The 21,654-nt window shown below is 66.8% G+C and carries 20 protein-coding genes; 16 read left to right on the top strand and 4 right to left on the bottom strand.

Features of this window, described 5'->3' with window-relative positions; all coding sequences use genetic code 11:
* Positions 1-3: 3 nt before the first annotated feature.
* Both B215_RS0110530 and B215_RS0110525 read right to left on the bottom strand, forming a co-directional pair.
* Positions 4-687, bottom strand: a complete 684-nt coding sequence (locus B215_RS0110530; RefSeq protein ID WP_026009158.1) for a Fe2+-dependent dioxygenase — start codon at positions 685-687, stop codon at positions 4-6.
* Between the two features lie 153 nt (positions 688-840).
* Complete coding sequence (locus B215_RS0110525; protein WP_019369611.1) at positions 841-3,249, bottom strand: TonB-dependent receptor; 2,409 nt, start codon at positions 3,247-3,249, stop codon at positions 841-843.
* 200 nt (positions 3,250-3,449) lie between these two features.
* Here B215_RS0110525 and B215_RS20650 point away from each other — a divergent pair, with 200 nt between their 5' ends.
* Both B215_RS20650 and B215_RS0110515 read left to right on the top strand, forming a co-directional pair.
* Positions 3,450-4,211 (top strand): SIMPL domain-containing protein, encoded by a 762-nt coding sequence (locus tag B215_RS20650; RefSeq protein ID WP_019369610.1) that lies wholly within the window; start codon positions 3,450-3,452, stop codon positions 4,209-4,211.
* Between the two features lie 96 nt (positions 4,212-4,307).
* Positions 4,308-5,936: a Na+/H+ antiporter gene (locus B215_RS0110515; RefSeq protein ID WP_019369609.1), complete on the top strand. Its 1,629-nt coding sequence runs from the start codon at positions 4,308-4,310 to the stop codon at positions 5,934-5,936.
* 8 nt (positions 5,937-5,944) lie between these two features.
* Here the strand turns inward: B215_RS0110515 and B215_RS0110510 are convergent, their stop codons facing one another.
* Complete coding sequence (locus B215_RS0110510) at positions 5,945-6,199, bottom strand: ribbon-helix-helix domain-containing protein (protein WP_026009157.1); 255 nt, start codon at positions 6,197-6,199, stop codon at positions 5,945-5,947.
* 3 nt (positions 6,200-6,202) lie between these two features.
* Positions 6,203-8,032 (bottom strand): cobaltochelatase subunit CobT, encoded by a 1,830-nt coding sequence (gene cobT, locus B215_RS0110505; RefSeq protein ID WP_019369607.1) that lies wholly within the window; start codon positions 8,030-8,032, stop codon positions 6,203-6,205.
* Positions 8,033-8,276: 244 nt separating this feature from the next.
* Here cobT and B215_RS0110500 point away from each other — a divergent pair, with 244 nt between their 5' ends.
* The 14 genes from B215_RS0110500 to B215_RS0110435 all read left to right on the top strand — a co-directional run.
* The gene (locus B215_RS0110500) at positions 8,277-9,239 is read left to right on the top strand and encodes a bile acid:sodium symporter family protein (RefSeq protein WP_019369606.1); all 963 of its coding nucleotides are present in this window, start codon (positions 8,277-8,279) and stop codon (positions 9,237-9,239) included.
* Positions 9,239-10,195 carry an NAD-dependent epimerase/dehydratase family protein gene (locus tag B215_RS0110495; RefSeq protein WP_019369605.1) on the top strand — a complete coding sequence of 319 codons (957 nt, stop codon included), beginning with the start codon at positions 9,239-9,241 and terminating at the stop codon, positions 10,193-10,195. Before B215_RS0110500 ends, B215_RS0110495 begins: the two co-directional genes overlap by 1 nt.
* 374 nt (positions 10,196-10,569) lie before the next feature.
* Positions 10,570-13,545 carry a TonB-dependent receptor plug domain-containing protein gene (locus B215_RS0110490; RefSeq protein WP_019369604.1) on the top strand — a complete coding sequence of 992 codons (2,976 nt, stop codon included), beginning with the start codon at positions 10,570-10,572 and terminating at the stop codon, positions 13,543-13,545.
* A 171-nt stretch (positions 13,546-13,716) separates the two neighbouring features.
* Complete coding sequence (locus B215_RS0110485; RefSeq protein ID WP_236704433.1) at positions 13,717-14,511, top strand: c-type cytochrome; 795 nt, start codon at positions 13,717-13,719, stop codon at positions 14,509-14,511.
* Positions 14,512-14,949: 438 nt separating this feature from the next.
* Complete coding sequence (gene leuC / locus B215_RS0110480; protein ID WP_019369602.1) at positions 14,950-16,392, top strand: 3-isopropylmalate dehydratase large subunit; 1,443 nt, start codon at positions 14,950-14,952, stop codon at positions 16,390-16,392.
* Positions 16,393-16,412: 20 nt separating this feature from the next.
* On the top strand, positions 16,413-16,553 hold the full coding sequence (locus B215_RS21345) for a hypothetical protein (protein ID WP_019369601.1): 141 nt from the start codon (positions 16,413-16,415) through the stop codon (positions 16,551-16,553).
* Between the two features lie 98 nt (positions 16,554-16,651).
* Positions 16,652-17,281: a 3-isopropylmalate dehydratase small subunit gene (gene leuD / locus B215_RS0110470; RefSeq protein ID WP_019369600.1), complete on the top strand. Its 630-nt coding sequence runs from the start codon at positions 16,652-16,654 to the stop codon at positions 17,279-17,281.
* Positions 17,244-18,248, top strand: a complete 1,005-nt coding sequence (locus B215_RS0110465; RefSeq protein WP_019369599.1) for an NADPH:quinone oxidoreductase family protein — start codon at positions 17,244-17,246, stop codon at positions 18,246-18,248. Before leuD ends, B215_RS0110465 begins: the two co-directional genes overlap by 38 nt.
* A 129-nt stretch (positions 18,249-18,377) precedes the next feature.
* Positions 18,378-18,623: a hypothetical protein gene (locus B215_RS21340; protein ID WP_192813036.1), complete on the top strand. Its 246-nt coding sequence runs from the start codon at positions 18,378-18,380 to the stop codon at positions 18,621-18,623.
* A 93-nt stretch (positions 18,624-18,716) separates the two neighbouring features.
* The gene (locus tag B215_RS0110455) at positions 18,717-19,040 is read left to right on the top strand and encodes a DUF1476 domain-containing protein (protein ID WP_019369597.1); all 324 of its coding nucleotides are present in this window, start codon (positions 18,717-18,719) and stop codon (positions 19,038-19,040) included.
* A 1-nt stretch (position 19,041) separates the two neighbouring features.
* Positions 19,042-19,281, top strand: coding sequence for a BolA family protein (locus tag B215_RS0110450; RefSeq protein ID WP_019369596.1), 240 nt, complete (start codon positions 19,042-19,044; stop codon positions 19,279-19,281).
* A 3-nt stretch (positions 19,282-19,284) separates the two neighbouring features.
* The gene (grxD, locus tag B215_RS0110445) at positions 19,285-19,617 is read left to right on the top strand and encodes a Grx4 family monothiol glutaredoxin (protein WP_019369595.1); all 333 of its coding nucleotides are present in this window, start codon (positions 19,285-19,287) and stop codon (positions 19,615-19,617) included.
* Between the two features lie 545 nt (positions 19,618-20,162).
* Complete coding sequence (locus tag B215_RS0110440) at positions 20,163-20,531, top strand: BlaI/MecI/CopY family transcriptional regulator (protein WP_019369594.1); 369 nt, start codon at positions 20,163-20,165, stop codon at positions 20,529-20,531.
* The coding region (locus tag B215_RS0110435) for a M56 family metallopeptidase (protein ID WP_019369593.1) at positions 20,528-21,654 on the top strand (1,127 nt) is incomplete at its 3' end. The genes B215_RS0110440 and B215_RS0110435, both read left to right, overlap by 4 nt.

Below are 21,654 nucleotides of genomic sequence, written 5' to 3'. Positions count from 1 at the left end.
GGTTCAGGCGTCGGCCCAGCGGCGCAGCAGATTGTGGTACACGCCGGTGAGCGCGACGATCTGGGCATGGCCCTGGCCGACTTCGGCGGTAAGCCGCTGAATGGCCTGATCGAGATCGAACAGGGTGCGGCGGGCGGCATCGTCGCGCACCATCGACTGCAGCCAGAAGAAGCTGGCGGTGCGGCAGCCGCGGGTGACCGGCGTGACCCGGTGCAGGCTGGAGGAGGGATAAAGAATGGCGTGGCCGGCGGGCAGCTTCACCGATTGCGCGCCGAACAGCCCTTCGATCAGCAGTTCGCCACCGTCATAGGCTTCGGGCGGCTCGAGGAAGACCGTCATCGACAGATCGGAGCGGATGCGGAATTCGCTGCCGCGCTGGATGCGGATCGCGTTATCGACATGGGTGCCGAAATTCTGGCCGCCGGCATAGCGGTTGAACAGCGGCGGAAAGACCTTGAGCGGCAGCGCGGCGGCGACGAACAGCGGCGATCGGCCCAGTGCATCGAGGATCATCCGGCCGGCTTCGCGCGCGGCCGGGCTTTCTTCGGGAAGCTGTTCGTTGCGCTTGGCGAGTGCCGCCTGCGGGCCCGAGGTGATGTTGCCATCCACCCAGTCGGCCGCGTCCACCAGCGTGCGGATGCGGGCAAGCTCTGCCGACGAGAGCAGATCGGGGATCGGGATCAACATGCACGGGCCTCCTGCGCGGGGTACACTCGGCTTCTGGCGGCCGCGCGGTCCGCCGAACATGCGCCAGATCAAAGGCGAGGCGCAATCGCCGTAACGGCGCGGCCCCTCCCGGCGGGCGTGCCGGAAGGGGCCGCGCGAAAACCGCCAGTGCGATCAGAAGCGGTAGTTGAGCGTCAGCAGCGCAGAGCGGCCGTCGCCGGGCGTTGCCCAGCCATTGTTGCGGATGCGGGTGTAGTAGAGCGAGTCCGCCACGTTCTTCACGTTCACCTGCGCGGAGAGATTGCGGGTGACCTCGTAGGAGAGGAACGCGTTGTGCACCCAGAAATCGGGGCTGTAGATCACCTGCGGGGCGGCCGCGGTCGGCAGGTTGAACGCCGCCTTGCCCTGATAGGTAGCGCCATAGCCCAGCGTCAGGCCGAACGGCAGGCGATAGGTGGTGAACAGGCTGCCCGAATGGCTCGGCGTGTTCTGGAGCACGGCATTGCGCGCGGGATCGATCGTCCCGGCCGGGCTGTTGCGGGCGATGCTGCGGAGCACCTTGCCGTCGAGATAGGTGTAGTTGGCGGTGATCGACCAGGCCTTGGTGATCTGGCCGACCGCACCCAGCGCGACGCCGTTGACCCGCGACTTGCCGTCCAGCTGCTGCTCCGGCACCAGCGGATCGCCGGTGGCGACGCGGAAGTTGGTCCGTTCGTTGCGGAACAGCGCGGCGGTGAGCAGCAGGCGGCCGCCAAAGACTTCGGCCTTGCCGCCGACTTCATAGTTGCGTGCGGTTTCCGGTTCGACGTTGCAGGTTTCCACCGTGCACGAGCCGTTGACCGAGGTTTTCGACGGCGTCTTCGAATTGCCGAAGGCGACATAGAGGCTGACGGCCGTGATCGGCTTGTAGACCAGCCCAGCGCGGTAGGAGAACAGCTTGTCCTTGTTGAAGAAGGTTCGCCCGGTGGTGACCTGGCCCAACGTCGCGGTGGTGGTGGACACGGTGTCGGCACGGTAGCTGCCGTCGTTCGATTCCCAGCGCACGCCGCCGTTGATCTCGATATGCTCGCCGAGCTTCATCGTGTCGAACAGATAGACGGCATAGTTGGTCAGCTCGCCGGTCTGCCGTGCGCTTTCGATAAAGTTGATCGGGCCGGTATAGACGTTGCTGCCATAGACGCGCGCCACGCCGGAAGTGGCCGCCGGGCCGGTGACCACGGCGCCCGGATTTTCGATGCTCATCAGCGGATAGTAGCTGAACGGATTGGTGCCGTTCGCGGCGCGCAGCACGTTGCCGGTGGAGAGCTCGAACTTCTCCCACATCGCCGCCGCGCCGAGCGTGACCGAATGTTCGATGAAGCCGGTGTTGAACCGCGCCATCAGATCGACCTGATCATAGGCGAGCTGGTTACGGGTATCGCGGGTATTCCCGCGCGGGCCGGAAGGCAGGTAGTAGCCGGCCGGAACCGTCAGCGTTGCGGTACCGACGGTGGCCGTGCACGCGCCGCCCGTGGGCGTGCGGCCGTTCGCCAGGCACCAGGTGCCCTGCGGCGGATTGACCACCGCATATTGCGTCACATCCTGCCAGCGGGTGATGTTGCGCAGCGTCACCCGATCGTTGAAATCATGCTGGAAGGTGGCGGTCGCCTGATCGACGTTGGTCTGCTGCGTATCGACGTTGCGGAAGCCGAAATAGCTGGAGCGGCTGACGCCGGGCAGGCCGCCGCCGGCGACCTGATAATAGGGCACGCCATATTGCGGCGTGTTGTCGTCTTCCTGGTGAACATATTGCAGCGTGAGACGGGTGGGGCTTTCGATGCCGATCGTCACCGAGGGCGCGACGCCCCAGCGCTTCATTTGCTCGACATCGCGCGCCGGCACGTCGTTCTCGTGCTTCATCGCGTTGAGGCGGAAGGCGATCAGCTCGTTGACGCGCAGGTTCGCATCGACGGTGCCGCGATAGTAGTTGTCGGTGCCGATTCCGGCCGATGCCTGGACGCGGGTGTTCGCCTGCGGCTTCTTGGTGACGAGGTTGATCGAGCCGCCGACCGAGCCGACGCCGTTCTGGACGGAGTTGGGGCCGTTGACGACTTCGAGCTGTTCGAGGTTGAACGGATCGGTGCGGGTGTACTGCGCGCTGTCGCGGATGCCGTCGATCGTGATGTCGCTGTTGGCCGAATAGCCGCGCAGGTTGATCGAATCGCCATAGCCGCCGCCGCCTTCGCCGGCGCCGAAGGTGATGCCCGGCACGGTCGACAACATGTCGCGCAGGGTGAGCAGGTTCTGCTGCTCGATCACTTCGTTGGTGAGGATGGTGATCGTCTGCGGGGTGTCGCGCACCGGCCGGGTGGCCTTGGGCGATTCCTGATGCGGCGAATAGGGCTGGCCCTTGACGATGATCGTGTCGCGATCCTGCGTCTCATCCGACTTGCCGTCGGGATCCGCGCTGGCGGCGGGGCCGTGATCGGCCACATCGGCGGCGCGTTTGTCTTCCGCATGGCTGGGCGCCGAGACGATGAAGCCGACACAGGCGAGCGCCGCGAAGGTGGAAACGCGCGAAAGCGGCGCGGAACGATCAGTCACTCACAATCCCCTTGGATTTTCGTTTTGCTGCCGGCGCCTTATTGCGAGCCGCTTGCAGTGTCAATGCTAATGCGATCTTGTCGCAATAGCACAGTCTGCGTGGCATTTGGATCGGCGTGCGGTGCCGGAAAGCGGCGCGGCCGCATGCGTTTACCTGCATCCGAAAGGCGCGTATGTTCCGGAAAAAGGGGAGAGAAACGATGCGCCTGATCGCTGCACTTGGGATTTGTGCGGTTGCCCTGCCTGCCTGGGCGCAGCAGCAGCCGCCGCTGCCACCGCCGTCGATCCAAGTGGTGGGCGTGGCGACCGTCTCCACCAAGCCCGACCGGGCCACGCTGGTCTATTGGGTGACCGGTGAAGGCAAGACAGCGGACGAGGCTAGTGCCAATCTGGCCAGCAAGCAGAAAACGATCGTCGACGGACTGCTGGGACTGCTGGGACCGGACACCCAGCTGAGTTCGGGCGAAGTGAGCGTGATGGAAGTGCGCTCGCCCAAATGCGACGGGCCCGGCAACTACAATAATCGGTCGCGGTTGAGCGACGGCGATTGCGCGCTGCTCGGCTTCCTTGCCACGCTGCAGGGCACCGGGCAGACCCCGGCAGTGGAGAAGGCGGGTACCGCCGCCGGGCTGGCAGCGCGATTGGGCGCGCGCGACGCGCGGGTGAGCGGCTTTGTGCTCAGCAACCCGGCGGAAGCGCAGCGCCGGGCGACAGCGGCCGCGATTGTCAATGCCCGAAGCCAGGCGGAGGCGATGGCGGCAAGCGCCGGCGTGCGACTGGGCCCGCTGCTTTCGCTGAGCGACCAGAACGGGCGCAACGAGTTGCTCGTCACCGGCGCCTTTGCGCGAGCGGGTCTTCCTCCGGCCCCACCGGCGCCGCCGGCCCCGGTCGCCATCCCGGTCTCGCCCCGCCCGCTGGAGACGCAGGCGCGCGTTTATGCGCAGTTCGCGATCGGCCGCTGACCTTCGCTGACGAACCACGCCCGCGCCGCGCCGGCGCGGGTTGCGATTGCCCGGCTGCGTCGCGATAGGGAAGGAGCGCAACCGGGAGACGCATTGTTGGAAGCCGTATCGATCGCCCTGTTCCTGTTGCTGGCGGTCGTTGTCAGCGGCGCGGTGTCGCGAATGCTGCCGGTATCGATGCCGACGCCGCTGGTGCAGATCGCGCTGGGGGCGGTTATCGGCGTTTCCACTTCGCGCGGGGTGGAACTGGACCCCGAACTGTTCCTGCTGCTGTTCCTGCCGCCGCTGCTGTTCCTGGACGGATGGCGCATCCCGAAGGACGAGTTGTTCAAGGATCTTCCGGTCGTAGTCGAGCTGGCGCTGGGGCTGGTGCTGCTGACCGTGCTGGGCATGGGACTGTTCATCCACTGGATGATCCCCGCGATGCCGCTGGCAGTGGCGTTCGCGCTGGCGGCGGTGGTGTCGCCGACCGATCCGATCGCGGTGACGGCGATCGCCGCGCGCGTGCCGATCCCGAAACGGATGATGCACATTCTGGAAGGCGAGTCGTTGCTCAACGACGCCTCGGGCCTGGTGTGCCTGCGGTTTGCCGTCGCGGCGGCGCTGACGGGCAGCTTTTCGATCGGCAGTGCGGCGCTCAGCTTCCTGTGGGTGGCGGGGGCGGGACTGGTGATCGGCGTGCTGGTAACGCTGGCGGTATCGCGGGCCAAGGCCTGGGTGACGCGGCGTTGGGGGGAGGACACCGGATCGCAGATCCTGGTGAGCCTGCTGATCCCGTTCGGATCCTATCTGCTGGCCGAACATCTGCACGCCTCCGGCATCCTCGCCGCCGTCGCCGCGGGCGTGACGATGACCTTTGCGGAGATTTCGCGCCAAGCCATGGCGATCACCCGGATGCGGCGCCATTCGGTTTGGGACACGATCCAGTTTGCGCTGAACGGCATCATCTTCGTGCTGCTGGGCGAGCAGCTGCCGGCGATCCTGGGCGAGGCCCGGCAGACGGTGGCGCTGACCGGGCATCAATCGCCGTGGTGGCTCGCGCTGTATGTCGCGGCGATCGTCGCTGGACTGGCGATGCTGCGCTTCCTGTGGGTGTGGGTGTCGCTGCGGCTGACCATCCTGCGCAAGGGGCCCGAGGCCGGGATCCGCAGCCCGGATTGGCGGCTGGTGGCGACGATGTCGTTCGCCGGGGTAAAAGGCGCGATCACCCTGGCGGGCGTGCTGACGCTGCCCATGACGATGGCCGACGGCACCGCGTTTCCGGCGCGGGACCTGGCGATCTTCCTGGCTGCCGGGGTGATCATCGTTTCGCTGGTGCTGGCGACCCTGGCGTTGCCGGTCCTGCTGAAGGGACTGGCGATGCCGCCCGAACCTTCGCAGCAGGCCGAGGAGGATCGCGCCCGCATCGCCACCGCCGAGGCGGCGATCCGCGCGATCGAGCGCCACCAGCACCGGCTGGCCGAAAACCATGCCGACCCCGACCTGTACATTGCCGCCGGCGCGCGCGTGATGGACGGGTATCGCGCGCGGATCGAAGGGCTCGCCGGCGATCGATCGGATACGACCCGCGCACAGGCCGCGTTGTCGACCGAGCTGCAACTGGTGGGAATCAAGGCCGAACGGCAGCGCCTGTTGGACCTAGCGCGCGATCGCCAGATCGGCAGCGCGGTGGCGCGCCGCATCGCCCGTGAGCTGGACCTTTCCGAAGCGCGGCATCGCGGCTGAGGATTGGTTCAGCTGCGCTGCGCCATGAGCCAGGTACGGATAGCGCTGGCGAGGTTGGGCGGATCCTCGGCGCCGATGCGGGCATGATCGATCGCCGCGACCAGCGCGCTGAGCGGTAGAGAGGCTTTGCCCGCTGCGGCCTCCAGCGCCGCCCAGAAGATCGGCTCGAGGCTGATCGAAGTGGGGTGGCCGGCGATGGTGATCGACCGCTTCACCGGCCCGTGAAAGCCCCCGGGCGGAGGCACGATCTCCGGCCCCGCCATAAATTATTCGCTGTCGAACAGCGCGGCGAGCTGTTCGACCATGGTGCCGGCGAGCTGCTCCGCGTCCATGATCGTCACGGCGCGGCTGTAATAGCGGGTCACGTCATGGCCGATGCCGATCGCGACCAGCTCCACCGGCGAGCGCGCCTCGATCCAGCCGATCACCTGGCGCAGATGGCGTTCCAGATACGAGCCCGAATTTACCGAAAGCGTGGAGTCGTCGACCGGCGCGCCGTCGGAGATCACCATCAGGATCTTGCGATCCTCGGGCCGCGCGATCATCCGGCTATGTGCCCAGAGCAGCGCCTCGCCGTCGATATTTTCCTTGAGCAGCCCTTCGCGCATCATCAGGCCGAGCGACTTCTTGGCGCGCCGCCAGGGCTCGTCGGCCTGCTTGTAGACGATGTGGCGCAGATCGTTGAGGCGGCCGGGCTGGGCGACGCGCCCTTCGGCCAGCCAGCGCTCGCGCGATTGCCCGCCCTTCCAGGCACGCGTGGTGAAACCGAGGATCTCGGTCTTCACGCCGACGCGCTCCAGCGTGCGGGCAAGGATGTCGGCGCTGATCGCGGCGATCGAAATCGGGCGGCCGCGCATCGAGCCGCTATTGTCGATCAGCAGCGTCACCACCGTGTCCTTGAACTCGGTATCGCGCTCGACCTTGTAGCTGAGCGACTGCATCGGATTGACCACCACGCGCGCCAGCCGGGCGGCGTCGAGAAGGCCTTCGTCCTGATCGAAATCCCAGCTGCGGTTCTGCTGCGCCATCAGCCGGCGCTGGAGCCGGTTCGCGAGCTTGGTGACGGCGCCCTGAAGGTGGACGAGCTGCTGATCGAGATAGGAGCGCAGGCGTTCCAGCTCGTCGGTGTCGCACAGATCGGTGGCGGCCACCACTTCGTCGAACTGGGTGGTGAAGGCGCGATATTCGAAGCTGGGCGGCAGATCGCTCCACGGACGGTTCGGGCGGACCGGCATCATGCCTTCGTCGCCATCGTCCCCCGGCTCGCCGTCGCCATCGTCCATCGCATCGGACTGTTGCTGCTGGTCGCCTTCCTCGCCCTGATCGCTTTCGCGCTGTTCGCCGCGCGCCTCGGTCTGGCCCTCACCCTGCTGCTGCTGGGATTCGCCTTCCTCGTCGCCCTGTTCCTGCTGCTCTTCCTGGCCTTCCTCCTCGCCACCGCCTTCATCGGCTTCGTCGGGGACCATCTCGCCTTCGGTCAGCTCGAGATCCTGAAGCAGCTTGGAAGCAAGGTCGGCAAAGGCGCGCTGATCGTCGATCGCGAGCGACAACGCATCGAGATCGGCACCGGCCCGCTCCTCGATCCACTCGCGCACCAGCGCCAGGCCGAGCGCCGCGCTCGACGGCGACTCCCGCTCGGTGAGCCGTTCGCGCACCATCAGACCGACCGCGGTGGACAGCGGCACTTCGTCGCGCGTGCGGGCGCGGCCGATCGGATCGGAGCGCAGGCGCATGGCGAGCGCCTGTTCCAGATTATCGGCAATGCCGGCATAGCCGCGCGACCCCAGCGCTTCGACCCGAGCGGTCTCGATTGCGTCGTACACGGCGCGGGCGACGGGTTCGTGCGGGGCGGTGCGCGCGTGCAGCGCACCGTCGTGCAGGCGCATCCGCAGCGCAAAGCCGTCGGCGAAGCCGCGGGCTTCCGCCACCTGCTCCGGCGGCAGCGTGCGCGAGGGCATCGGCACCTTCACCGTCTTGCCGCTCTGGAACGGAGCATCGGCGGTGAAACCGAATTCGAGTTCGGCAGTGCCGGAGAGCGCACGCGCGGTCCCCGCGAGCACGTCCCGGAAGCGATCGAGGGGAGAATCCTGCGCCATCCCTTCCACATGCGCCCGGCCCGCGCAAAGTCAAGAAAGGCCGAGGGATCCTGTGGAGCGGGCGACCGAACGGTCCTCCTTTCGGAGCTGCTGTTCCTGAACCGGTTGGTGCGGCGGCGCAGCGATCGGGCGGCGCGCGGCGGAGACCTGCACGCGGCGCAAGTGCCCGACGCCGCCTGAGCGCTTGCGCGACCGCGCGGCGGCGACCATGGGCGGGGCGGTTTTTCCTGTTGCGAGGTTCCGCATGGCTGCCCTTCGGCGCTGGATCGATCCCTATCTGCTGCTGCTGATCGCCACGGTCGGCATTGCTGCGCTGGTGCCGGCGCAGGGCGGCTGGGCGACCGTGGCCGACCAGGCGGTGACGATCGCGGTGGCGCTGCTGTTCTTTCTCTATGGCGCGCGGCTGGCGCCGTCGGCGATCTGGGCGGGGCTGGCCAACTGGCGGCTGCAGCTTAGCGTGCTGTTCAGCACCTTCCTGCTGTTCCCGCTGATCGGCCTGGGGGCCTTCGCGCTGGCCGGTCCGCTGCTGCCGGGCGGGATCGCCACCGGGTTGCTGTTCCTGTGCCTGCTGCCGTCGACGGTGCAATCGTCGATCGCGTTCACCTCGATCGCCCGCGGCAACGTGCCGGCGGCGCTGTGCAGTGCCTCGCTGTCCAACCTGATCGGGGTGCTGATCACGCCGTTGCTGGTAGCGCTGCTGCTGCCGAGCGGGAGCGGGGCGGGCTTTTCGCTTTCGTCGATCGAGTCGATCGCGATGCAGATCCTGCTGCCCTTCGCGGCGGGGCAGGCGGCGCGGCCGCTGATCGGCGGCTTCATCCTCAGGCACCGGGTGCTGACGATGGCGGGCGACCGCGGATCGATCCTGCTCGTCGTCTATGCCGCGTTCAGTGAAGGCATGGTCGCGGGGGTGTGGACGCAGGTATCGCCGGCGGACCTCGTGCTGGTGCTGGCGTTCAACGCCGTGATCCTGGCCATCGCCATCACGGCGACGATGGTCGGCAGCCGCAGGCTGGGCTTCGCCAAGGAGGACGAGATCGCCATCGTCTTCTGCGGATCGAAGAAGAGCATGGCGAGCGGCATCCCGATGGCGACGATCCTTTTCCCCGGCGGCGCGGTGAGCCTTATCGTGCTGCCGCTGATGATCTTCCACCAGCTCCAGCTGTTCGTCTGCGCGGTGCTGGCGCGTCGCTATGCGGAGCGGCCGTGATGCGGGTGCTGCTCACCGGATCGTCAGGCTGGCTGGGGCGCTTCCTGGCGCCGGTGCTGCGCGAGTCGGGCCATGCCGTGACCGGGCTGGATGTCGCTCCGGGCGTGGATACCGACGTACTCGGTTCGGTCGCCGATCGGGCGCTGCTGGAGCGGGTGTTCGCCGAACGCGGTATCGAGGCGGTGATCCATGCCGGCGGGCTGCACAAGCCGGACATCGCGCGGTATTCGGCGCAGACCTTCGTAGAGGTGAACGTCACCGGCACGCTGAACCTGATAGAATGCGCCGTCGCGGCGGGGCATGACCGGTTCGTCTTCACCTCGACCACCTCGCTGATGATTTCCCAGGCGATCCGCGACGAGGCGGGCGACGCGGCGGTGTGGCTGGACGAGACGAGCGGCCCGATCGAGCCCCGGAACATCTATGGCGTGACCAAGCTCGCCGCCGAAGGGCTGTGCCGGATCGCATGGCTGGAGCAGGGGTTGGCGACGATCGTGCTGCGCACCAGCCGCTTCTTCCCGGAGGACGACGATACGCATCGCACGCCTTCGGGCGAGAATCTGAAGGCAAACGAGTTCCTGCATCGCCGGCTGACCGTGGAGGATGCGGCGCGGGCCCATCTGGTGGCGCTGGAGCGGGCGCCGGCGGTGGGGCACGGCGTGTTCGTGATCTCCGCCCCGACGCCGTTCGCGCGAGGGGATTGCGCCGAACTGAAGCGCGATGCGGCGGGGGTGATCGCGCGGGCGTTTCCGGATGCGGCGGCGCTTTATGCCGCGCGGAACTGGACGCTGCCGACGAGCATCGGCCGGGTCTATGATGCGGAGCGCGCCGAGCGCGTGCTGGGCTTTCGCTGCGAGACCGACTTCGCGGCGGTACTGGCGGCGCTGCGCGACGGCGCGCCGCTGCCGTTCGCGCACGATCCCGCCTATGTCTCGCCCAAGGAGCCCGCGCGCTGAACGCGCGCCAAGTTCGTGCATATCGACGCCTGGCGCGCTGAAGCTCTTGGAACGGCCAACTTGATCTACACGGACTATTGACTCGGAAGGCAGTCAACAATAGCGTGGCGATGTTAACGTAAACATCGTGCGGTCGAGGTTTGTCGCTGGGGCGATCAACTCGCGCCGGGCGGTGTGAGTGCGCGACTATAAAGACGAAGTAATAGGGTAGGCTGGGGAGGATCTGATCGGCAGGCGTGGTGCATTGCTGCACCGCGAGACGAACGACTGCGCCTTGGCGCCGGAGCTTGCGCACCGCCGCCGTCATTGCCGTCCGCTGCCGCTATCCCTTCCAGGTCCGCGACCCATCGGAACCCGACAAAGGGAGGTAGAGGATGTTCGACAATAAACGGGATCGCCGCCGCGCCTGGCTGCGCTCGACTTCCACCCGGATCATTGCCGCGGGGCTGAGCTTCGCGCCGCTGCCGGCGCTGGCGCAGACGGCACCCGCGCCCGCGCCGCTCCCCCAGGCGGCGGATGAAGCGCCAGCGCAGGCACGGACCAACGTTTCCGATGCGCAAGCGACCGAAATCGTCGTCACCGGATCGCGCATCGCGGTAAGCGGCTTCACCGCGCCGACGCCCACCACGGTGCTGGGCGACGAGCAGATTGCCGCGAATGCCCAGCCCAACGTGTTCACCACGATCGCCCAGCTGCCGTCTCTGCAGGGTTCGAGCGGCACGCAAGTCAACACCTTCAGCACGTCCAGCGGGCAGCAGGGGCTGAGCTCCTTTTCGCTGCGCGGCCTGGGTACGATCCGCACGCTGACGCTGCTCGACAGCCAGCGGGTGGTGGGCGCGAACGTTACCGGCGTGCCCGATGTGAGCCTGTTCCCGCAGCTGCTGATCCAGCGCGTGGACATCGTCAATGGCGGCGCATCGGCGTCCTACGGCTCGGACGCGGTGGGCGGCGTGGTGAACTTCATCACCGACACTCGCTTCAAGGGCATTCGCGGCAACGTCCAGGGCGGCGTGACCACCTATGGCGACGACGCCACGGGACTGATCCAGCTGGCGGCGGGCACCAGCGCGCTGGGCGACCGGCTGCACCTGGTCGGCAGCGCCGAGTATAGCAAGGAAGAGGGCATCGGCGGCGGCGAGTTCGGCATCGGGCTGGCCAATGGCCGCGACTGGTTCACCCAGCGCACCTTGATCGACCGCGGCGTTCGCAACGACGGCATGCCGCAGTTTCTGGTGCGCGATTACGCCCAGTCGACCACCTTCACCAAATATGGCCTGATCACGGCCGGCCCGCTGCAGGGCATTGCCTTCGACCAGAGCGGGCAGCCCTTCCAGTTCCAGTACGGATCGAACGGCGTGCCGGCGCGCAACGCGGCGGGCACGATCAGCGGCTGCTATCCCGGCTTCTGCCTGGGCGGCGACCTTTCGGGCAATGTCGATGCCGGCCGCTCGCTCAAATCGGCGATCCAGCGGGTCAACAGCTATGGCCGGGTCGGCTTCGACGTCGCACCGGACAACGAGCTCTATTTCACCTTCAACATCGGCCAGGTGAAGACCAACAACCAGCCGGTGAACGGGCAGAACCGGCCCGGGCTGACACTGCAATGCGCCAACCCGTTTGTCCCCGCACTGGTGCAGAATGCCTGTGCCGCAGCGGGCATCACCAGCTTCCAGTTCGGCACCAGCAACGCGGCGCTGGGCAACACGCGCGTCTATACCAATCGCCGGCAATATCGCTTCGTGCTGGGCGGCAAGGGCAAGATCGAGGTCGCCGGCACGCCCTGGACCTACGACATCTATGGCGAGCACGGCACCAACTACACCGACATCGACGTCAACAATATCCTGCTCTCCCGCCGCTTCAATCAGGCGATCGACGCGACCACACTGAACGGCGCGATCGTCTGCCGCGATGCCACGGCGCGGGCCAATGGCTGTCAGCCGCTCAACATCATCGGCGGCAACCCATCGGCGGCGGCGCTCGCCTATATCATGCCCGAGGCCGGGCCGTATCAGCGCACCCGCCAGACCCAGGACGTGGCGAGCATCAACATCTCGGGCTCGCCGGTCGATCTGTGGGCCGGGCCGCTGTCCATCGCGTTCGGCGGCGAATATCGCCACGAATATTACAAGGTTCGCGCCGACCCCTATGGCGCCGGCTTCGACGCGACCGCGCCAGGCGGCGACTATCCGGCCGATCCGGTGCTGCTGGCCACCGGCAACAACTGGTATGCCGGCAACTACAAGAACGGCCAGGGCGCCTATAGCGTCAAGGAAGCATTTTTCGAGGCGAACCTGCCCTTCCTGCGCTCCGAAGCGCTGGGCCGCGCCAATCTGAACGGCGCGGTGCGGGTGACCGACTACAGCACGTCGGGCACCGTTTGGGCGTGGAAGATCGGCGGCACCTGGGACCTGCCGATCGACGGTTTCCGCATCCGCGGCGTCACCTCGCGCGACGTGCGTGCGCCCAACCTTTCCGAACTGTTCGCCGCGCCGGTGACAACGACGCTGCCGAACTTCTTCGATCCGTTCAACAACACGAACGTGCTGGTGATCCAGAACGCGATCGGGAACACCGCGCTTCGCCCCGAAATCGCGCGCAACACCACCGCCGGCATCACCCTTGCCAATCCGCGATGGGCGCCGGGGCTGAGCCTGTCGTTCGACTGGTACAAGATCAAGATCAACGAAGTGATCTCGAGCCTGGCGGCGACCGACATCGTCAACCTGTGCTTCCTGCAAGTGCTGCCGGAGACGTGCGGCGCGTTCAACCTGAGCAATACCGCCGGGCCGAACTTCATCAACGTCCAGGCCTTCAACCTGGCGTCGATCCGCACCGAAGGGTTCGACATCGAGGCGAGTTATCGCTGGCAGCGGCCGCTGGGGCTGCCCGGCAACCTGACCGTGCGCGCATTGGCGACGCATGTGATCAACAACATCACCGATACCGGCCTGCCGGGCACGGTGCCCGTCGAGAATGCCGGCAACAATCTGGGCGCGACGCCGAACTGGAAGTGGCTGGCGGTGCAGACCTATGATTCCGGCCGCTTCTCGCTGCTGGTGCAGGAGCGCTGGTTCAGCGCGGGCACGATCGGCAACCAATATGTCGTATGCCAGAGCGGTTGCCCCGCCTCCACCGCGACGCGGCCGACGATCGACAACAACTATATCCCCGGCGCCTTCTATCTCGACATCGGCGCGACGTTCGACGTGGTGAAGGGCGTGACGCTGTACGGCAAGGTCGACAATCTGTTCGATCGCGATCCGGCGCGCTCGACCATCTTCAACAATCCGGCACTCTACGACCAGATCGGCCGGGTGTACCGGGCCGGCGTGCGGTTCAAGTTCTGAGGATTGGCAGCGGAGGTGGGGGTGCCACCTCCGCTGCCCATCAAAGGACCGGCTATGAACGCAATGGCCCGCCGCCACGCGCTTGGCGGCGCCCGCGGTGCTCTGGCATAGCTGTGCCCGATCGTCTGTGGGTGGATGAAGATGCATATAGGGGCGCGGTTGGGGTTGGGCGTGGCAACGCTCGTCGTGCTGGGCGTGGGCGGGCTGGTCGGCGCCTCCGAATGGGTGCTCCGCCGCAGCCATGCCGTGCCGCTCACCCCGATCGCGGTGCCGCACGATGCCGCGGCGCTGGCAGAGGGATCGCGGCTGGCGACGCTCACCGGCTGCAAGAGCTGCCATGGCGACGGCAGGGGCGCGGTGTGGACGCCGGTCGACTGGCGCGAGGGCCAGGTCGCCCCGCCGCCGATCGCCCGCAGCGCCGCGCGCTATTCCGACGCCGAACTCGCCCGGCTGATCCGCCAGGGCGTGACGAAGGAGGGGCGGACGCTGTTCATCATGCCCGCCTGGTCGATGACGTACCTTGCCGATGACGATGTCGGCCGGATCATCGCCTGGATCCGCAGCCTCAAGCCCGCGCCGGACGACGTGCAGGCTAGCACCTGGTTCGGCCCTGTCGGCCGCTGGAAGATCCTGACCGGGAAGACCCGCCCGAGCCTGGTGGCGGACCCGCACGGCGTGGCGAAGCGGCCGGCCGATCCGGGCCGGTACCTGACGCAGGTGCTATGCTCCGAATGCCATGCGCTCACCGAGCCGCGCGCGCACGACGGCAAGCCGGTGCCGCCGCTCGCGCCAATGGCCGCCTCCTATGCACCGGCCGAGTTCCGTCGGCTGCTGCACGACGGCGTTGGGGCCGGCGGCCGCGATGTCGGCTTCATGGGCACGATCGTGAAGGAAAACCTCCACGCACTCCGCCCGGACGAGGTGGAGGCGGTGCAGCGCTATCTACGTGAGATGCTGCCGGAGTGATCGGCTGGAAGTGGGTGGCTAGCTGCCGTCCGTTACGCTTTCGAGTGCGCGCTTTTCTATCAACCCACAGCTCAACAACGTTCAGGGCAAAGAGCGTCGCACAGAAGCAGACCATAAAACCGTTTTCTAGCGCTGGGCTGATGTGAATGAGTTTCCAATAAGATGCAGCAAATATTGCGCCACAGATCAAACCCGCCCCGCCGATAACCTGCCGAAGTGCGGCCATCCCCTTCTTCTCCTCCTGACGTTGTATAGCAGCGAGGATGAGCAGTTGCGCGAAGGTCCGCAACTGGGCGGAAGCCGCCAGTCTGCGGCCGGCGTGGTTCCTCCCCCTCCGAGCCGCTGTGCGGCCCACCTCCCCTTGGCGGGGGAGGATAGGGTGCGGCAGAAAATGTCCCCAAAGCTTGCATCCGCGCACGATTCGATTAAAGCGCGCGCATGTCGAGTGAACCGCGCACCCTGTACGAGAAGATCTGGGCCGACCATGTCGTCGAGCGCCGGGACGATGGCACCTGCCTGATCTATATCGATCGGCACCTCGTCCACGAAGTCACCAGCCCGCAGGCCTTTGCCGGCCTTCGCGCGGCCGATCGCAAGGTGCGCCGCCCCGACCTTACCCTCGCGGTGCCAGACCACAACCTGCCGACCACCCCGCGCGTTGATGCCGCCGGAGCTCCGCTGCCGATCGCCGATCCGGCCAGCGCGGGCCAGCTCTCGGCGCTGCGCGGCAATGTCGCCGAGTTCGGGGTGCCCTATATCGACGCGCTCGATGCGCGGCAGGGGATCGTCCATGTCGTCGGTCCCGAGCAGGGCTTTACGCTGCCAGGCACGACGCTGGTGTGCGGCGACAGCCACACCTCGGCGCATGGTGCGCTGGGCGCGCTGGCCTTCGGCATCGGCACCAGCGAGGTCGAGCATGTGCTCGCCACGCAGACGCTGCTGCTCAAGCAATCCAAGACCATGGAAGTCCGCGTCGACGGCACGCTCGGCTACGGAGTCAGCGCCAAGGACGTGGTGCTGGCGATCATCGGCAAGATCGGCGCGGCCGGCGGCACCGGCTATGTCATCGAGTTCACCGGCGGGGTGATCCGCGACCTTTCGATCGAGGGGCGGCTCACCATCTCCAACATGTCAATCGAGGGTGGCGCGCGTTCGGGGCTGATCGCGCCGGACCAGAAGACCTTCGACTATCTGAAGGGCCGCCCGATGGCCCCGACCGGCGAGGCATGGGACCGCGCCGTCGCCTATTGGAAGACGCTGCCGACCGACAAGGGCGCGCGCTATGACGCTGTCGTGACGCTGGACGCGGCGGATATCTCGCCGTCGCTCACCTGGGGGACGAGCCCCGAGGACGTGGTGCCGATCACCGGGCTCGTACCCGATCCGCAGAGCTTCGAGGATCCGTCCAAGCGCGCAGCGGCGCAGCGCTCGCTCGACTATATGGGTCTTACGCCGGGCACGGCGATGCAGGACATTCCGGTGGAGCACATCTTCATCGGATCGTGCACCAACAGCCGCATCGAGGATCTGCGCGCAGCCGCGGCAGTGGTGCAGGGCCGCAAGGTCGCCGATCGCATTCGCCAGGCGCTGATCGTGCCGGGCTCTGGGCTGGTGAAGCGGCAGGCCGAGGAAGAGGGGCTCGACCGCATCTTCCTGGAGGCGGGCTTCCAGTGGCGCGAGCCGGGCTGTTCGATGTGCCTGGCGATGAATCCGGACAAGGTACCGCCGGGCGAACGCTGTGCTTCCACTTCCAACCGCAATTTCGTAGGGCGGCAGGGGCCGGGAGCTCGAACCCACCTCGTTTCGCCCGCCATGGCGGCAGCGGCGGCGGTGACCGGGCACCTGACGGACGTTCGCGAGTTAATGGCGAACAACGCGTAACTGATAAGGGGAGATACGCCGTGCAGAAGGCGCTCGTCGCATTGATTGCCGGAACGGTGCTTAGCGGAGTCGCCGCTGCCTATGCGGGTGCGTATCCGCGGCCGGAGACACCGATCAAGACCGTGCCGGCGCTTGAGCGGGTGGTCGTCGCGCCGCGCTGAGCGGCCGGCCGATTGCTGGTCAATTGGGATGGCCGGCGGCCATTCGTTAGGAAAGCTGTGTCCATGCATCTGAACACTGTGTCGGCGGAGCGCCGCTGATGGAGCCAATCCAGCAGGTTTCGGGCCGCGCCTATCCCTGGGGCGCCAAGAACATCGATACGGATATCATCATCCCCGCGCACTGGCTGAAGACCACGACGCGCGAGGGGCTGGGCAAGGGCGCGTTCGAAAGCGTGCGCGCGGAGCCGGGCAATCTGTTCGACGATCCGCGCTATGCGGGTGCGCCGATCCTGGTGGCGGGCGAGAATTTCGGCTGCGGCTCCAGCCGCGAACATGCCGCCTGGGCGCTGGCCGATATGGGCATCAAGGCGGTGATCGCGCCGAGCTTCTCGGACATCTTCTCGGGCAACGCCTTCAAGAACGGCATCGTCACCGTGGTGCTGCCGCAGGAGGCGATCGACCGGCTGGTGCAGGTGGCCACCGCCAACGAGATCACCGTCGACCTGGAGACGATGACCGTCACGACCGACTTCCAGGACCGCTTCGCCTTCGAACTCGACCCGTTCCGCCGCGACTGCCTGATGCAGGGGCTGGACGAGATCGGCATGACGCTGGCACAAGATACCGCGATTTCGAAATTCGAATCCGCGGTTGCGCACGAACGCCCGTGGATCGCTGTAGGAGGCGGACATGAAGGCGTTGCTGTCGAAGGCGTCGGGCGGACCTGATACTCTAAGCCTTGAAGAGCTGCCCGATCCCGTTGCGGGCAAGGGCCAGGTTCTGGTCGCGGTGCAGGCCTGCGCGATCAACTATCCCGACGTGCTGATCATCGAGGACAAGTACCAGTTCAAGCCGCCCCGGCCGTTCGCGCCGGGCGGCGAGATCGCCGGCGTGGTGGAAGCGGTGGGCGAGGGCGTCACCGACTGGGCGCCGGGCGACCGGGTGATCGCGGTGCCGGGCCATGGCGGTCTGGCCGAGAAGCTGGTGCTGAGCCCGGCGCAGCTCTATCGCCTGCCGGAGGGCCGCAGCTTCGAGGAAGGCGCGGCGCTGCTGCTCACCTATGCGACGACGATCCATGCGCTGCTCGATCGGGGCAGGCTGACGGCGGGCCAGACGCTGCTGGTGCTGGGCGCGGCGGGCGGCGTCGGGCTCGCGGCGATCGAGCTGGGCAAGGCGTTCGGCGCGACGGTGGTGGCGGCGGTCTCCTCCGAGGAAAAGGCCGAGGCCGCGCGGGCGGCGGGGGCGGATGCGACCCTGGTCTATCCGCGCGGGCCGCTCGACAAGGAAGCGTCGAAGGCGCTGGCCGAGGCGTTCAAGGCGGCGGTCGGCCCCAAGGGCGCGGACGTGATCTACGACCCCGTAGGCGGCGACTATGCGGAGCCGGCGCTGCGCGCGATCGGCTGGGAGGGGCGCTATCTGGTGGTGGGGTTCCCGGCAGGCATCCCCAAGCTGCCGCTCAACCTGACCTTGCTCAAGAGCTGCGACGTGTGCGGCGTGTTCTGGGGCGCCTTCGCTGCGCGCGATCCGGAAGCCAACCGCGCGCATGTCGAGACGCTGTTCCGGCTGTGGAGCGAAGGCAAGATCGCGCCGCGGGTGACGGAGGTGTTTCCTTTCGCGGAGGGTGGAACGGCGATCGCCAAGATGGCGGCGCGGGCGGTGATCGGGAAGGTTGTGGTGCGGGTGGCCGTGACGTAGCGGAAGGCCTTGTAAGTGGCTAATTGCATGCGTGATATTTGTTTCCACGACGAGCCAGTGGAATGGGCGAGTATGATTGGGTTTCATGACCATGTTACCGATCCTCGCAGTGGGCGACCGGAACCGCATGTGAGCTGGGCAGTGGAGAGCTTTAAGACTTGGGCTACCTGGCTTGCGGTGCTGATGGCTTTGGTGGCTGGTGGATTTTATTACAATAATTTTCATGATGGCGACGGCGCGGCTCGCTTCATTTTCTTCGGGGTTATGCTGGGTGGAATTGCATATTATCGCCGGGTAGCATTGAAGCGAAAGAAGCTGGCGCTGCAGCGTGCGATTGAGTGCTACGAGAAGATGTTGAGCAAGCCGGCGGGTTGAGGGGGCGCCGCCGCCCGCCATCCGGAACCTCCCCCGTTGCCAGCGCCGCCCCGTCCCCCTATCTCGGACACGAGTTTAGGTAAGGGGCATGTAATGAGCACTTTCGACGATCGCGAACGCGCGTTCGAGGCGAAGTATGTTCGCGACGAGGATATGGCGTTCCGCATCACCGCGCGCCGCAACAAGCTGCTCGGCCAGTGGGCCGCCGCCAAGATGGGCCTGACCGCCGAAGAGACCGACGCCTATGCCAAGGCCGTCGTGCAGGCCGATTTCGAGGAAGCCGGCGACGAGGACGTGATCCGCAAGCTGGTGGGCGACATGCTGGCTGCCGGTGCCGAGATCGACGAGGCCACCGTGCGCCGCGCGATCGAGGAGCAGACCGTCGAGGCGCGTCGCCAGCTGATGGAATCCAAGTAACATGCCGATGGCCGCTGCCGAGATCGAGGCGCTGATCCGCGCCGGCATCCCCGATGCCAGAATCGAGATCACCGATCTGGCCGGCGATGGCGACCACTATGCAGCGCGCGTCGTCGCCCCCATGTTCCGGGGCATGCCGCGCGTGCGGCAGCATCAGGCAGTATATGCTGCGCTGGGCGGGCGGATGGGCGGCGTGCTGCACGCGCTCCAACTGACCACCGAAGCGCCAGCCGAGGAGTAAGCAATGACGGACGATACCCAGGCCCGCATCCAGCAGCTGGTCGACAACAACGACGTGCTGCTGTTCATGAAGGGCAGCCCGCTGTTCCCGCAGTGCGGTTTCTCCAGCCGCGCGATCGCAATCCTCAACCATCTCGGCGTCGAGTTCGAGAGCGTCGACGTGCTGCAGGACCAGGGCATCCGCCAGGGCATCAAGACCTTTTCCGACTGGCCGACCATTCCCCAGCTCTATGTGAAGGGCGAGTTCGTCGGCGGTTCGGACATCATGATGGAAATGTACGAAAGCGGCGAGCTGACCCAGCTGATGGCCGATAAGGGCGTCGCGGCTTCGGCCTGAGGCGCGACCTTCGTACGAGAATAGGGAAGGGCTCTCGCCGGCGGCGGGGGCCCTTTTCGTTTGGGGAGGCTCTCCACAACATGGTCGTCATTCCCGCGAAGGCGGGAATCCATTTGCCGGGACGATGCCGAAAGAGCCGCGAGCCTCCGACAATGGATCCCCGCCTTCGCGGGGATGACGATGGGATGCGGGGAGCGCCGTCGGGCATTGATGAGGATGGCCAGTGTGGGCGGAGGGGCTACCCGGTCCCGGTGCGGGCGGGTCGATGGCCATGCCGGTAAACCATCGACCCGCCCGGAAGCGTCTTTGGGGGGCGCTGGAGCATTTTTGGGGAATGCTCCGGGTGCCCTCCATTTTGCAGGTTGCGTGCCAGTTTCCACAATGCACGGCGTTCCGCAGGGCTGATGGTGAAGCGCCGTCAACTGCGCCACGAGACTGTAGATTTCCCCGACGGTTTGCCGGTCCGATATCCGGTTCATCCCATATTCAGCGCATTGACTACAGACGTAATCGGAGCGATTACAGGTGTAGTCAGTGAGGGTGTCATGACCGAGCGAATCAGTGAAGCCGAACATGCGGTGATGGAGGTTCTGTGGGAGGAATCGCCGCTTACCGCACAGGAAGTGACCGAGCGGGTGCCCGCCGATCGCGGCTGGAGCGCCAACACGGTCAAGACGCTGCTCGGGCGACTGCTCGCAAAGAACGTGATCGGGCACGAGGAGGACGGGCGGCGCTATCGCTACCGCCCGCTCGTCGCGCGGGGCGATTATGTGGTAGGGGAGTCGCGCAAACTGATCGACCGGCTGTTCGGCGGCCGGTTGACGCCGCTGGTGGCCCATCTCGCCGAGCGCGACGGCATCACCGATCAAGACATCGCCGAAATCGAGGCCCTGTTGAAGGAGCTGAAGCAATGATCGGCTGGTGGATCGAAACGCTGCTGGCGAGCACGCTGCTGATGCTGCTCGTGCTGGTCCTGCGGGCGCCGGTGCGCAAGGCATTCGGCCTCCAAATCGCGTATGCCCTGTGGGTGCTGCCCGCGGTACGGATGCTGCTGCCGCCATTGCCGGGGCAATGGCAACTCAGCCAGTGGCTCGCGCCGCTGACCCGCTCGGCAGAGGAAGGCCCGGGCGTGGTGATGGGGGTCATGAATCCCGCCGTGCTGCCGTCGACGATCGATCAGGGCGCGGTGCTGGAGATCGACCTGAGCGCGGCGGGCCAGCATGTGCCGGCCGCGTTGGTCGCGCCGACCCAGGCACCGGGCGGGCCGAGCATCGTCCTGCTGCTCCTGGGACTGTGGGCGATCGGCGCGTTGCTGTTCGTCACCTATCACCTGATCGCGCATCGCCGCTTCTGCCGACACCTGCTGTCGCGGGCACGGGTGGACCGTACCGTCGCGCAGGGGCGAGTGCGCGTGATCGAGACCGATGCCGCGCATGGGCCGCTCGCCTTCGGCATCTTCCGCAAGTACGTCGCGTTTCCGCGCGACTTTTCCGAGCGCTATGACGAGGTCGAACGCGATCTCGCGCTTGCGCACGAGCTTGGCCACCATCTGCGCGGCGATCTGATAGCCAACTGGGCCGCGCTGATCGTGCTGGCCGCCCATTGGTTCAATCCGGTCGCATGGCGGGCGTTCCGCGCCTTTCGTGCCGACCAGGAAATGGCCTGCGATGCACTGGTGCTCGCCGGCCGCGCCCAGGCACTGCGCCATGCCTATGGCCGTGCGATCGTCAAGTCCGCGCATGGGGGCGCGGTCTCGGCGGCTTGTCACCTCCACACCATAAACGACGTCAAAGGGAGATTACGCATGCTCTCGATCCACCGGAAGCTTTCCCCCACCCGCATCGGCGCGGGGCTGGCCGGGATCACCACCGTTTCCCTAGCCGCGCTGGCGCTCACCGCTTCGGGCACCCAGGCCGCCGAGCGCATCCGCGACACGGTGGACGCGGCGATGGCGGCGCAGGATGTGCCGGTCCCGCCGGTGCCGCCGGTCGCACCCGCCGCGCCGGCTGCTCCCGCGACGCCAGCTGTACCGGCGGC

This window comes from Sphingomonas sp. ATCC 31555, assembly GCF_000282895.1.
Taxonomy (GTDB): Bacteria; Pseudomonadota; Alphaproteobacteria; order Sphingomonadales; family Sphingomonadaceae; genus Sphingomonas.
This window is presented reverse-complemented; position numbering and strand designations above follow the sequence as displayed.